The organism is Actibacterium sp. MT2.3-13A (assembly GCF_018139985.1).
GTDB lineage: Bacteria > Pseudomonadota > Alphaproteobacteria > Rhodobacterales > Rhodobacteraceae > JAGSOU01.
Genome location: NZ_JAGSOU010000018.1, coordinates 1 through 13,579, shown reverse-complemented (window position 1 = coordinate 13,579; position 13,579 = coordinate 1). Strand labels below are relative to the sequence as shown.

Below are 13,579 nucleotides of genomic sequence, written 5' to 3'. Positions count from 1 at the left end.
CCCCCGGCCCGACGGCCGGACAGCGGCGAACGGGAAGCGCGCGCGGCGCTTCCCGTCCCACTTCATTCAAGCCAGCGGCTTACTTGCCGTAAAGCTCCGGCTCGTAGGTCGCGGCGGTGTCAAGCAGCGCCTGCACCAGCTCGGCGCCGACCTGCTCGCGCAGATACTCCAGCACCGGCTCCTGCGAGACCTCGGCGAAGGCGGCCTTCTCGGCCATCGTGGTCATGTGGACCTCGACGCCCTTCTCCTTGATCAGGTCGATGTATTTCTTCGCCCCGGCCAGCTTCTGGGTGTTCTCGACGCGCGAGGCCAGCAGCGCCGCCTCCATCACCACCGCCTTCTGGTCGTCGGTCAGCTTGTCGAAGAACTTGTCCGAGATGATGTAGGCGTGCACGCCCAGGATGTGCTCGTCGGTGGACATGAATTTCTGCACGTCCATCAGGTTGTAGTCATAGTTCACCTGGGCGGGGTTCTCCTGCCCGTCGATCACGCCCTGCTTGGCGGCCATGATGATCTCGGAGCCCGGCATCGGGGTCGCCGCGGCGCCGAAGGATTCGACGAAGCGGATGAAGACCGGGCTTTCCATGACGCGCATCTTCAGGCCGTCGAGGTCCTCGGGGCTGCGGATCGGGCGCACGTTGTTGGTGAAGTCGCGGAAGCCGTTCTCGCCCCAGGCCATCACGCGGATGCCGGTCTGGGCGCGCATGTCCTCGGCCAGGTCGGCGAAGAACTTGCTGTCGAACACCTTCCAGGCGTGGGCAGACGACTTGAACAGATAGGGGATCGAGAGCACCTGGATGTCATTGTAGAAGCCGGCCAGTGCGCCGGTGTCCACCAGGCAGACCTCGACGGTGCCCTGCTGCACCTGCTCGGCGCAGGCGCGCTCAGCACCCAGTTGCGCGCTGGGGAAGAGCTGGACGCTGATCTCGCCCTCGGTCTTGTATTCAACGTGGTTCTTGAACGCGACCAGCGCGTTCCATTCGGGGTTGTCGCCCTGCGGCGCGTTCATGCCGAACTTGATGGTCTCGGCCGCGGCCGGAACCGCGGCAAGCAGAGCGGCGGCGGCCGCGGCTGCCAGAGTCTTCTTGAGTGATTTGTTCATCTTTTCCATTTCTTGTTTCCCTGTTGGAAGCGCAGAAAATATCGCCCAAAAAAGCTTACGGGCGTCCTGCTTTCAAAGAAAATGCAAAGACCTGATCGCGCCATGCCGCAATGGTATGACGGCCGGCGCGCCACCGAAAAAACCGCCCGCCGGCGCGTGGCCGGGGGCGGTCGGAGGGTCGCGGCGCTGCCCCGTTCGGGTCAGGCCGGGACGGCCCAGTCCACCTTGGTGTCCACCGGGAAGACCGGGCGCGGGAGGTTCCTGAAATCGAAGCGCGACAGAATCGGCGAGGTCAGTCCGGGCGCGTCCACCTCGATGACCTGGTCGGGGCCGAAGAATTCGTTGAAGCCGGCGCGGAAATGGCCGCGCGACTTCACTACCACGGCCCGCGCCTTGGCGATGTCCAGCCCCATCATCTCGAGGAAGACCGGATCGGCGCACTGGGTGCGGATCGAGATCACCACGACCTGGATGCCGCCGAGATCGAGCAGCGCCGTGCGGCCGAGCTTCATCCGCCGCCCCGCGTAGAAGCCGCGGCGCCCGACGCAATCGCCGTCGCGCACCCGCACCACCGTCGCCTGCACCTCGAAACGGCGCGAGAACTGGTCGGGCTCGTCGCGGTTGAACACCGCGGCGAAGCGCGCGCCCTCGCCCAGCCGCGTGGCCTCGGCGGCGAGCGCCGGGTCGTTGATCACGCCCGCGATCACGCCGGTCGCCCCGGCCCTGTGCAGGGCCTCGATGATCCACATCGTGTTGCCGTTGCCGCCGCCGCCCGGGTTGTCGGCCACATCGGCCAGGATCACCGGCTTGAGGCTGGGGTCGCGGCCGACCTCCAGCACGCGCTCCACGGCCTCCTCCAGTGGGGTGATGATCGGGGTATAGCGCTCATGCTCGGCCCAGGCCCGCGCGGCGATCTGGCGGGCGACGCGCTGCGCCGCGCCGTTGGCACTGCGCGCCGTCACGATGATTGCCAGGCCGTTCTTGGGCGTGTCGCTGTAGGCGAAGCCGCCCAGGATCGAGACGTTGAGGATGTCCTCGTCGATCAGCGACTGGCCGAAATTGATGAGATCGGCATAGGGGCCGCTCTCGGTCAGGAGGGTCACGGTGGGCGGCGTGACCGGCAGGCGCAGGAAGGCCACGTCGGGCTCCAAGCCGCCGAACAGCTCCAGCAGGGCGCCCGCGGCCTCCTTGCCCCGCTCCAGCATGTCGACATGGGGATTGGTGCGATAGGCCACGATCACGTCGGCGCAATCGACCATGCGCTGCGAGACATTGCCGTGCAGGTCCAGCGTCACGACGATCGGCACGTCGGGGCCCACGACCTCGCGCACCATGGCGAAGATCTCGCCGTCGGGGTCGTTGTTCTCGGTCGTGATCATCGCGCCGTGGTTGGAGATATAGACCGCATCGAGCGGCATCGCGGCCTCCAGCCGGCGCTTCATCTCGTTGCGGGTCAGCTCGAAGAATTTGTGGTCCAGCGGCCCGCCCGCCTCGACCAGGCCCACCAGGATGGGCACCGGTGTCCAGTCGATTCGGCTGTCCATCTCCTTGCAGAAGCCGCGCAGTTCGGTCGGCAGCATGGGGTCCGCGCTGGCCAGGTCTGCGGTGATCTCGTCCCCTGCCAGGTAGACGCGGTTGACATAGTCCTCTTCGGTGGTGACCGGAGCAAAGCTATTGCTTTCGAGCATCAGGCCAAGGAGGGCTACCCTGCACGGCTGTTCTTCGGGCATATGTTCGGACCTCATGTTTTTGATGTCTCGAACTTAGCGGCCTTGGCCGGAGCCGACCAATGCAAGCTCCGTCTATGCCGATGCCGATCCTGCATCGGTCAGCCGCAGCCAGAATTCCTCCGCCGCGCGCGGCAGCGGCTCCCGGCTGCGGAACAGCCGGATTTCGGAGGGAATGATGTAACTGCCGTCGCCGGCCAGGACCAGGGCGCCGGTTTCCAGCTCGGGCAGGATCTCGCTCTCGGGCAGCCAGGCCACGCCGCGCCCCTGCGTCGCCATGGATTTCAGCACCCCCGCCAGATGCGAGTCGAACACCCGTTGCAGCACCGGCGCGCGCTCGTGATGTTTCAGCAGGAACTCCACCGCGCGGCCGCTGGCGGCCGAACCGACATAGGCGAGATAATCCACCGCCCGGTCCTTGCTGCCCGGCAGGCAGTGGATCGGCCTGCCCCCCGCGTCCGGCGCGGAGACCGGCATCAGCCGATCCTCGCCCACGGCGATCGAGGTGAACCTGTCCTCGGGCAGCTGCATCTCCACCGTCGTGTGGGTCGGGCTGATCATGAAATGGCATTCCCCGCGCAGCAGCGACTGCACGCAGTTGGCGATCTGGTTCGAATCGAGGCGCGTGCGCAGGATCCCGGTCTCCCGTTCGATCCCGCGGATCCAGCGCGGGAAGAACACCAGCGACAGGCTGTGCGTCGCGGCAAAGGAGATCGTGCTTTCGGAATGCTGGCCGATCTGCTGGATCTCCTCGCGGCTCTGCAGAAGGCGGCGCAGAACCTCTTCGGCCACCGGGCGGAACCTGTGGCCGGCCGCCGTCAGCTCGATTGGGTGCTTGCTGCGGTCGAACAGCGTGGCCCCGATCCATTCCTCCAGCGCCTTGATCCGGCGGCTGAAGGCGGGCTGGGTCGTCGCTCGCTCATCCGCCGAACGCGAGAAGTTCCGCGTGTCGACGAGCGAGAGAAAATCCAAAAGCCACTTGATTTCCATTGTGTTTTCCCGGCGGAGAGTCGCCCTGTCGGGGCGATGTTGTGTTAACCCTAACAGAACGGCGCTCGCCAAGGAAAGGGCCCCTCGCATGCATGATCGGCATGGTGGCATCCGATTTCAGCATTCGCCTTCGCGCCCGCCGCCGGTGAATATCGCCATACCCAATGCAACTTGCCCGCAGGCCCCCGCCTGCCTCTGCCGGAGAGCGCCATGATCACCGAGATTCGCCCCTACTGGAAGAACTACATCGGCGGGAAATGGGTGGACGGGTCCGACAACGGACGCCTGGCCGTCAGCGACCCGGCCACCGGCCAGCATATCTGCGATGTCGCCCGCGGCACCGCGCAGGACATCGACGCCGCGGTCGCCGCGGCGCGCACCTGTTTCAACGCCCGTGTGCTGCAGGACATGGCACCTCATGAACGCGGCGCGCTGATGTTCCGCATCGCCGACGAACTGGACAAGGCCGCCGACGAGATCGCCACCGTGGAATGTTTCGACAACGGCAAGACGCTGGCCAACGGCCGGGCCGAGATCCCGCTGACCCAGCGCTACCTGCGTTATTACGGAGGCATGGCCGACAAGCTGGAGGGGCGGCAGATCCCGCTCGGCGCCGGGCTGCTGGATTACACCATCCACGCCCCCTATGGCGTGTCGGCGCAGATCGTGCCCTGGAACGGGCCGCTGCCGGTGGGCGCGCGCTCGATCGCCTGCGCGCTGGTCACCGGCAACACCGTGGTGCTGAAATCGCCCGAGGATTCGCCGCTCAGCCTGTTCCTCTTCGCCGAGGCATGCGAGCGCGCCGGCGTGCCCGCGGGCGCGGTCAACATCGTCTGCGGGCTCGGATCGGAGGCCGGCGCCGCGCTGGCCAGCCATCACGACATCGACCACATCGTGTTCACCGGCTCGGTCGAGACCGGCAAGAGCGTGCTGCGCGCCGCCGCCGAGCGGGTGATCCCCTGCGTGATGGAACTGGGCGGCAAATCCGGCGGCATCGTCTTTCCCGATGCCGATCTCGACCAGGTCGCGGCCAGCGCCGCGGCGGGCATCTTCAAGCATGCCGGCCAGATCTGTTCGGCCGGGTCGCGGCTGATCGTGCACCGCTCCGTCTACGATCAGGTGGTGGCGCGGCTTGTCACGCGGGCCGAGGCGCTCAGCGTCGGCCCCGGCATCGACGGCTGCGACCTCGGCCCGCTGATCTCGGCCCGCCAGCTGGAGCGCGTCGAGGCGCTGTGCCGCGTCGGCGTCGCGGAAGGCGCGACGCTGGCCACCGGCGGCACGCGGGTCGCGGCTCTCGACGGGTTCTTCATGACCCCGACCGTGTTCAGGGATGTGCGCCCCGACATGCGCATCGCGCAGGAGGAATTCTTCGGCCCCGTCGTCGTGGTGATCCCCTTCGACGAGACCGAAGAGGCCATCGCCATCGCCAACGGCACCGACTACGGGCTGGCCGCGGGCCTCTACACCCGCGACCTCAGCCTCGCCCATACAGTGGCCGATCGGCTGGTCGCGGGACAGGTCTATGTCAACCAGTGGTGGGCCGGCGGGGTCGAGACCCCCTTCGGCGGCATGAAACGGTCGGGCTATGGCCGCGAAAAGGGCCAGGAGGCGCTGCTGGGCTACGTCCAGACCAAGAATGTCGGCATCAAGCTGTGACGCCGACGGAGGAGACCTTCGACTATGTGGTGATCGGCGCGGGCAGCGCGGGCTCGGTCGTGGCCGGGCGGCTGTCCGAAGCCAATGCCGGCACCGTCTGCGTGCTGGAGGCCGGCGGCCATGACCGCCACCTCGCCATCCATGTGCCGGCCGCGGTGGTCTATGCACTGGGCAATCCGAAGATCGACTGGATGTTCCGCACCGCGCCCTCGGCGGGCACCGCGGGGCGTTCGATCCTGCAAAGCCGGGGCAAGGTGCTGGGCGGCACCGGCGCGATCAACGGCCATGTCTACACCCGCGGCGACCGCTCCGATTTCGACGGCTGGGCGGCGCAGGGCAATCCCGGCTGGGCCTACGTCGAGGTGCTGCCCTATTTCGCGCGCTGCGAGCGGCGGATCGGCCCCGGCGACGACCGCTATCGCGGCCGCTCCGGCCCCTTCACCGTCACCGACATCGACGCGCCCGAGCCGCTGTGCGAAGCCTTCATGGACGCCGCCGGAACGGTCGGCATCCCGCGCAACCCCGATTACAACGGCGCCACGCAGGACGGCATCGCCTATGTCCAGCGCTCCATCCATCGCGGGCGGCGGGTCAGCCCGGCGCGGGCCTTCCTGTTCCCGGCGATGCGACGGGGCAATACCGATGTGCGGACCGGCGCCCATGTTCAGCGCCTGGTCCTCGAAGGCCGGCGCGTCGTCGGTGTCGCCTATATCGCTGGCGGGCGGGAACACATCGTCCGTGCCCGGCGCGAAGTGATCCTGTCGGCGGGCGCCGTGGGGTCGCCGCATATCCTGCAGCTTTCCGGCATCGGCGACCCGGAACGTCTGCGCGCCGCCGGACTGGCCCCGCTGCACGCCCTGCCCGGCGTCGGCGAGAACCTTCAGGACCACTACGCGGCGCGCATGGTGCTGCGCATCCGCGGGGCAAAGACGATCAACGAACGCGTGCGCGGCCTGCCGCTGCTGCGCGAGGTGCTGCGCTACGCCCTGTTCCGCAGGGGCGCGCTGGCGCTGACCCCCACCCTGCTCTACTGCTTCGGCAAATCCGATCCCGGGCTGGCGTGCAGCGACATCCAGGTCTCCTTCACCCCGGCCAGCTACCCCGGCGGCGTGTGGTCGGGGCTGGACCGCTTTCCCGGCGCGACCATGGCCTGCTGGCAGCAGCGCCCGCTCAGCCGCGGCCATGTCCGCGCCCTGTCGCCCGACCCGAAGCAGGCGCCCGAGATCCAGCCCAACTACCTGGGAGAGGAAACCGACCAGCGCGCCATCGTGGCCGCCATGCGGCTGGCCCGCCGGATCGCAGGCGCCGACCCCTTCGCGCGGTTTGTCGAGGACGAGATCTGGCCCGGCGCGGCGGCGGCCAGCGATGCCGATCTGCTGGCGCACGCGCGCCAGACCGGAAACACCACCTATCACCTGATGGGTAGCTGCCGGATGGGCCCGGCGGCGGACCCGCGCAACGTGGTGGATCACGAACTGCGCGTGCACGGAATCGCCGGGCTGCGGGTGGCCGACACCTCGATCATCCCCGACATGCCCGCCGCCAATACCAACGCCTCGGCTCTGATGATCGGCGAGCGGGCGGCGGATTTCGCCCTCGGCCGCGTGCCGCTGCCGGCGGCCGCGCTCTGAGGCCGCGCCCGGCGCGACCGGGCCGTCCTGGCTTTTGCACCCCATGCCTAATTTGCATTGGCCGATCTGAAATCGGCATTTCATGGGACGGGGGGCATGGCCTACCGTGTTGGGAAATCAGAAAAAATGTCGCGTCCGGACATTCTTATCCGCGGGGCGATTTAGTCCGACAAATCGGGGGTTTCAATGGGGTTTTCCGATTTTTTCCGTCTCGACGGAAAAAAACTGTTCATTACCGGCGGCAGCCGGGGCCTGGGCCGGGAAATGGCGCTGGCCATCGCGGCGGCCGGGGCTGACGTCGCGCTTGTCGCGCGGCCCTCGGAAAGCCTGGAAAACACCGCGAAGGAGATTCGGGAACTGGGCCGGACGGCCTGGACCTTCGAGGCCGATATCGGCGACCCGGCCGCCTGCGAGGCCGCCTGCGCCGAGGCGCTCGATGCCGCCGGTCCCTTCGACATCCTGATCAACAATGTCGGCGGGCGGCGCGTGAACGTGCCCACCGAGGACATGCCGCTGGACCAGTGGCGCGAGTTGATGGACCTGAACCTGACCAGCACCTTCCTGTGCTGCAAGGCCATCGGCGGCGCGATGATCGCGCGCGGCGCCGGCGGGCGGGTCATCAACATCGCCTCGATCAACGCGCTCGTCGCCGGGCGCGGCCTGGCCGGGCGTCACTACGAGACCGCCAAGGCCGGCGTGCTGCAACTGACCCGCAGCCTCGCCGTGGACTGGGCGCCGCATGGCATCACGGTCAACGCCATCTGCCCCGGCATCTTTCTCACCGAGCCCAACAAGCTGTGGTCGCAGAAACACCCCGAGGTGATCGAGGGCATCTTGCGGAACATCCCGCAGGGCCGCCTGGGCGATCCCAGGGACATCGGCCCGCTGGCCGTCTACCTGGCCAGCGACAGCGCAAGCTACATGACCGGCGCCTCGCTGGTCATCGACGGCGGTTACACCTGCTGGTGACAGGCAGGACGCCGCCAACCCGAGGCCGTCGAGATCGAGCAGCACCGAATCCGTACTTCAACCCGGAAAGGCAGACCACCATGCGACATTCACTCCGAAACCTGCTCAGCGGAGCAGCGCTCGCGCTGCTCGCGGGGCTGGCCCCGGTCACCGGCGCCAGCGCCGAGACCCTGCGCTACGCCACCATCGGCGAGCCGCCCAGCCTCGATGTGCACATGGGCACGGCGACCATCGCCGCGACCATCGGCCAGCACATGTTCGAAACGCTCTACGCCTTCGATTCCACCTTCGAGCCGCAGCCCCTGCTGGCCAGCGGCGAGCAGTTGCTGGATGACGGCCGCACCATCGTCATGACCCTGCGCCAGGGCGTGAAGTTCCACAACGGCAAGGAGATGACCGCCGAAGACGTCGTCGCCTCGCTGAAGCGCTGGGGCGAGTTCGGCGCGCGCGGCAAGCTTCTGATGGCGAACGCCACTTCGCTCGAGGCCACCGGCCCCTACGAGGTCACGCTGAAACTGTCCGAGCCGAACGGCGCGTGGAAATCCATGCTGGCTTTCCCGAACGGCGGCCCGGTGATCTACCCGTCCGAGATCGTGACCGCCGCGGCCGGCGAACCGATCGCACCGGAAAACTATGTCGGCACCGGCCCGTTCAAGTTCAAGGAATGGCGCGGCAACCGCCATGTCGAGTTGGTGAAGTTCGACGAATACGTCGGCGTTGACGCCCCGGCCGACGGTTATGCCGGCGCGCGCGTGGCCGAGGTCGATGCCATCCGCTTCATTCCGGTCCCCGACGTGGGCACCCGCGTCAGCGGCGTGCAAGCGGGCGACTACGACTATGCCGAGTTCATCTCGGGCGACCTTTACGGCGTGCTCAAGGATGACCCCTCGGTCAAGATCCACCTCAGCGGTGCGCCGATCTTCGGCCTGATGTTCATGAACTCGAAGGAAGGCCCGCTGGCCAACAACTTCGAACTGCGCCGCGCCATCCAGACCGCGCTCAACAAGGAAGAGGCGCTGCGCGTCTCGGTCGGCGAAGAGGCGCTGTGGAAGGCCAACGGCTCGTTCTTCCCCGAGGGCAACATCTGGTACACCGAGGCCGGCACCGAGGCCTATTCCGAAGGCAACCCGGAAAAGGCCAAGGAAATGGCGGCGGCCGCGGGCTATGACGGCACCCCGATCAAGCTGCTGGTCTCGACCAACTACAAGACCCATTTCGACCAGGCGACGGTGTTCACCCGCCAGCTGGCCGACGCGGGCATCAACGTGCAGATGGTCGTGGTCGACTGGGCCACGCTGCTGAAAAAGCGCGCCCAGCCCGACCAGTGGGACATGTTCGTGACCCATCACGGCAACATCCCCGACCCGATCCTGCTGACCGCGCTGAACGACAGCTATCCGGGCTGGTGGGCGACCGAGGACAAGACCGCCCTGAAGGCCAAGTTCACCGGCACCTCGGATCTCGCTGCCCGCCGCGCTGCATGGTCGGAGCTTCAGGCGCTGATCTACGAGCAGGTCCCCACCATCAAGGTCGGCGACGTCTACTCCTACGACATCGCCTCGCCGTCGCTGAAGGGCATGGGCGAGACCACCCTGATCTGGCCCCACTTCTGGGGCGTCTCCAAGTGATCTCTAAGGAAAGGACCAAGCAGCAATGCTGGCTTATGTCCTGAAGAGGACCGGCGCGGCCATCGCAACCCTGGTGGCCGCGTCGATCGTAATCTTCATCTTCATCCATCTCATTCCGGGCGACCCGATCTACGTCATGCTCGGCGACGAGGCAACGCCCGAACAGGTCGAGGCCCTGCGCATCAGGCTGGGTTACGACCAGCCGATCTACGTCCAGTATTTCTACTGGGCGGGGAATGTCCTGCGCGGCGATCTGGGCACCTCGATCTTCTTCCAGGAGCCGGTGACGCTGATCATCCGCGACGGCGCCGAGACCAGCTTGCTGCTGGCCACCGTGACGATGGTCTGGATCGTCGCCCTGGGCGTGCCGGTGGGCGTGCTGGCGGCGATCCGCCAGGGCACCTGGATCGACCAGGGCCTGTCGGGGATCGCCATGCTGCTGGCCTCGATCCCGACCTTCTGGGTCGGCCTCTACCTGATCCTGATCTTCGCGGCGAACCTCGGCTGGCTGCCCAGTTCCGGCTACCCCTCGATCTTCGAGGAAGGGGGGCTGTCGAACCTGCGCTACCTGCTGCTGCCCAGCCTGACGCTGGCCGCGCCCAACGCCGCGCTGATCCTGCGGCTGACGCGGGCCAGCATGCTCGACGTCGCGAAGGAGGATTACGTCCGCACCGCGCGCTCCAAGGGCATCCGCCCCTACCGCGTCGTTCTGCGCCATATCCTGCGCAACGCGCTGCTGGCGGTGGTGTCGGCCTTCGGCTTCACCTTCGCGGCCCTGATCTCCGAGGCTGTGGTGACCGAGACCGTCTTCGCGCTGCCCGGCATCGGGCGGATGGTGGTCCAGTCGATCCTGCGCCGCGACTATCCGGTGATCCAGGGCGTCATCCTCGTCATCGTCTGCCTCTACCTGGTGATCAACCTGCTGGTGGACATCTCCTACCGTTATCTTGACCCCAGGGTGGACCTCGAATGACCACGAAACTCCGTTCATTCCTGTCGGTCTTCGCTGCGCGCCCCGTCGCGCTGCTGGGACTGGTCTATCTGGTGACGATCGTCACCGTCGCGCTGGGCGCCGATGTGATCGCCCCCTATGCGCCGGAGGCGATCGAACCCATCAACCGCCTGAGCCCGCCCAGCTGGGGCCACTTGTTCGGCACCGATCATTTCGGCCGCGACACCTTCAGCCGGGTGCTGCACGGTTCGCGGCTGGCGCTGCTGATCGGCGTCGGCGTGGTCAGTTTCGCGCTGGCCACCGGTGTGCCGATCGGCATCGTCTCGGCGCTGTTCCCCCGCCTCGGCCGCGTGCTGATGCGGATGGTCGACGTGATGATGGCCTTCCCGTCGCTCCTGCTGGCGCTGGGTCTGATCGTGATCCTCGGCCAGAGCGTGGCCAACGCCATTCTCGCCATCGGGGTGATCTACCTGACCACCACGGCGCGGATCACCTATGGCGTGACGCTGCGCCTGCGCGAGGAAACCTATGTCGAGGCCGCGCGCTCGATGGGCGCGAGCACCGTGTGGATGATCCGCAGGCACATCCTGCCCAACATGATCTCGCCGCTGCTGGTTCAGGCAAGCTTCGTCTTCGCCTTCGCCCAACTCGGCGCGGCCTCGCTCGACTTCCTCGGTCTCGGCGCCCCGCCCGAAATCCCGAGCTGGGGCAACATGCTGGCCGAGTCGCGCATCTACATCACCCGCGCGCCGTGGCTGCTGTTCTACCCCGGCCTGATGATCGTTCTGACCGCATTCTCGCTGAACCTCGTGGGCGACGTGCTGCGCGATCGCCTGGATCCGCGCTTCCGCGAGATGCTGAGCAACCGGCAGAGGAGATAACGCATGCTGAAGGTCCGCAATCTGGTCGTGGCCGCAGGCTCGCCCTCGGCCGAACTGGACATCGTCTCGGACGTGTCCTTCGAGATCAAGCGGGGAGAGGTGCTGGGGTTGGTCGGTGAATCCGGCAGCGGCAAGAGCATCACCTCGCTTGCCGTCATGGGGCTGCTGCCGCATCCCCATATCTGGGTCCGCTCAGGCGCGATCGAACTCGACGGCGCCGACATCACCGAGGAACCGCCGCATCTGCGCGTCGAGCGCGGTCACGGCGGCGTCTCGATGATCTTTCAGGAGCCGATGACATCGCTCAACCCTGTGCTGCGCATCGGCGAGCAGATCGAGGAGGCGGTCCGCGTCCACGACGGCTCCACCGGGGAAACCGCCCGCATCCGCGCCCGTGAACTGCTGGAAATGGTCCGCATCCCCGACGCGCGGCTGCAGCTCAACGCCTATCCGCACGAGCTGTCGGGCGGCATGCGCCAGAGGGTGATGATCGCCATCGCGCTGGCCTGCCGGCCGCAGGTTCTGATCGCGGACGAGCCGACGACCGCGCTCGACGTTACGGTGCAGATGCAGGTGCTGAGCCTGATCCGCGAACTCTGCGACGCCTTCGACATGGGGGTGCTGTTCATCACCCACGACCTCGGCGTGGTGTCGGAACTCGCCGACCGGGTGGCGGTGATGTATGGCGGCAAGCTCGCCGAGACCGGCCCGGTGGCCGATCTGTTCCGCAACCCGCTGCACCCCTATACCGGCGGACTGATGGGCTGCGTGCCCGATCCCGGCGCCGGGCACCGGCGGTTCCGCACCATTCCGGGCCAGGCGCCGAAGCCCGGCGAGGTGCCGCAGGGCTGCAAGTTCGCGCCGCGCTGCGACCACGTCCAGCCGGTGTGCCGCTCGGGCGCGATCCCGGCCGTCGCCGCCGGCCCCGCCCACGCCGCCTATTGCCATCACCCGCTATCGCGAGAGCTGACATGACCAAGCACGACACCATTCTGGAGCTTCGCAACCTGCGCAAGAGCTTCACCGCGCGGCGGGACGGCACCAGCTACGAGGTCAAGGCCGTCAACGATGTCTCCTTCGACGTGCATCGTGGCGAGGTGCTGGGGATCGTCGGCGAAACCGGCTGCGGCAAGACCACGATCGGGCGCACCATCATCCGCCTGACCAGCGCCGATGGCGGCGAGGCGCTGCTCAACGGGGCCGACATCTTCACCGAGAACCGCCGCCGCATGCGCGACCTGCGGCTCAAGGTGCGGATGGTGTTCCAGGACCCCTACGCCTCGCTCAACCCGCGCCGCTCGATCGGCGACTCGGTGGCTGAGACCGGCGACATCCACGGCGTCTTCAAGAGCCGCGAGGAGCGCGCCGAACTGGTGGCGCAGACCCTGACCCAGGTCGGGCTCGACCCCTCCTTCGCGGAACGCTACCCGCACCAGCTCAGCGGCGGCCAGCGTCAGCGCGTGGGCATCGCCCGCGCCTTGCTGCCCACCCCCGAGTTGATCATCGCGGACGAGCCGGTCTCGGCGCTGGACGTGTCGGTGCAGGCACAGGTGCTGAACCTGCTGGCCGATTTGAAGGAGGAGATGGGCCTGACCATGATGTTCATCTCGCACGACCTGGGCGTGGTGGCGCAGATCAGCGACCGGGTGGCGGTGATGTACATGGGCAACCTGGTGGAGATGGCCGACGGCGCCGGCCTTTTCGCCGATCCGCGCCACCCCTACACGCAGCTGCTGATCGCCTCGGTGCCGCGCCTCGACGCCACCAAGCGCATCGCCGGCGGAATCGAGAAGGGCGAGCCGCCCAGCCGCTTCGCCCAGCTTCAGGGCTGCCCCTTCCACGACCGCTGCCCGATCGCGACCGATCTGTGCCGGGCCGAGCGCCCGCTGCTGCGCGACCTCGGGGATGGCCGCAAGGTGGCGTGCCACAACGCCTGAGACAAGAAGAAGGCCCCGGCCGCCGGGCCGGGGCCTGAAGGCCTCGCTCGGCGCGGAGGATCACGCGGCGGGGGCGTCCTGCCACCATTTGCCGGCGATGACGATG

General features: G+C 67.5%; 11 protein-coding genes. 8 read left to right on the top strand and 3 right to left on the bottom strand.

Features of this window, described 5'->3' with window-relative positions; all coding sequences use genetic code 11:
• Positions 1-79: 79 nt before the first annotated feature.
• The 3 genes from KCI33_RS14680 to KCI33_RS14670 form a co-directional block, all read right to left on the bottom strand.
• Positions 80-1,102 carry a DctP family TRAP transporter solute-binding subunit gene (locus KCI33_RS14680; RefSeq protein ID WP_212525554.1) on the bottom strand — a complete coding sequence of 341 codons (1,023 nt, stop codon included), beginning with the start codon at positions 1,100-1,102 and terminating at the stop codon, positions 80-82.
• A gap of 200 nt (positions 1,103-1,302) precedes the next feature.
• Positions 1,303-2,832: a M81 family metallopeptidase gene (locus KCI33_RS14675; RefSeq protein WP_282960741.1), complete on the bottom strand. Its 1,530-nt coding sequence runs from the start codon at positions 2,830-2,832 to the stop codon at positions 1,303-1,305.
• A gap of 72 nt (positions 2,833-2,904) precedes the next feature.
• Positions 2,905-3,819, bottom strand: a complete 915-nt coding sequence (locus tag KCI33_RS14670) for a LysR family transcriptional regulator (protein WP_212525552.1) — start codon at positions 3,817-3,819, stop codon at positions 2,905-2,907.
• 210 nt (positions 3,820-4,029) lie between these two features.
• On the opposite strand from KCI33_RS14670, the gene KCI33_RS14665 reads away from it, so the two are divergent.
• The 8 genes from KCI33_RS14665 to KCI33_RS14630 all read left to right on the top strand — a co-directional run bounded on the left by KCI33_RS14665 (position 4,030) and on the right by KCI33_RS14630 (position 13,473).
• Positions 4,030-5,475 (top strand): aldehyde dehydrogenase family protein, encoded by a 1,446-nt coding sequence (locus KCI33_RS14665; protein WP_212525551.1) that lies wholly within the window; start codon positions 4,030-4,032, stop codon positions 5,473-5,475.
• Positions 5,472-7,106 (top strand): GMC family oxidoreductase N-terminal domain-containing protein, encoded by a 1,635-nt coding sequence (locus KCI33_RS18100; RefSeq protein WP_212525550.1) that lies wholly within the window; start codon positions 5,472-5,474, stop codon positions 7,104-7,106. The genes KCI33_RS14665 and KCI33_RS18100 overlap by 4 nt, the downstream gene beginning before the upstream one ends.
• 186 nt (positions 7,107-7,292) lie before the next feature.
• On the top strand, positions 7,293-8,075 hold the full coding sequence (locus tag KCI33_RS14655; RefSeq protein WP_212525549.1) for an SDR family oxidoreductase: 783 nt from the start codon (positions 7,293-7,295) through the stop codon (positions 8,073-8,075).
• An 80-nt stretch (positions 8,076-8,155) separates the two neighbouring features.
• Positions 8,156-9,703: an ABC transporter substrate-binding protein gene (locus KCI33_RS14650; protein ID WP_212525548.1), complete on the top strand. Its 1,548-nt coding sequence runs from the start codon at positions 8,156-8,158 to the stop codon at positions 9,701-9,703.
• A 25-nt stretch (positions 9,704-9,728) separates the two neighbouring features.
• On the top strand, positions 9,729-10,676 hold the full coding sequence (locus KCI33_RS14645; protein WP_212525547.1) for an ABC transporter permease: 948 nt from the start codon (positions 9,729-9,731) through the stop codon (positions 10,674-10,676).
• Entirely contained in the window at positions 10,673-11,536 is an 864-nt protein-coding gene (locus KCI33_RS14640; protein WP_212525546.1) for an ABC transporter permease, read from the top strand. Before KCI33_RS14645 ends, KCI33_RS14640 begins: the two co-directional genes overlap by 4 nt.
• A gap of 3 nt (positions 11,537-11,539) precedes the next feature.
• On the top strand, positions 11,540-12,511 hold the full coding sequence (locus KCI33_RS14635) for an ABC transporter ATP-binding protein (protein WP_212525545.1): 972 nt from the start codon (positions 11,540-11,542) through the stop codon (positions 12,509-12,511).
• Positions 12,508-13,473 carry an ABC transporter ATP-binding protein gene (locus tag KCI33_RS14630; RefSeq protein ID WP_212525544.1) on the top strand — a complete coding sequence of 322 codons (966 nt, stop codon included), beginning with the start codon at positions 12,508-12,510 and terminating at the stop codon, positions 13,471-13,473. The genes KCI33_RS14635 and KCI33_RS14630 overlap by 4 nt, the downstream gene beginning before the upstream one ends.
• Positions 13,474-13,579 lie beyond the last annotated feature (106 nt).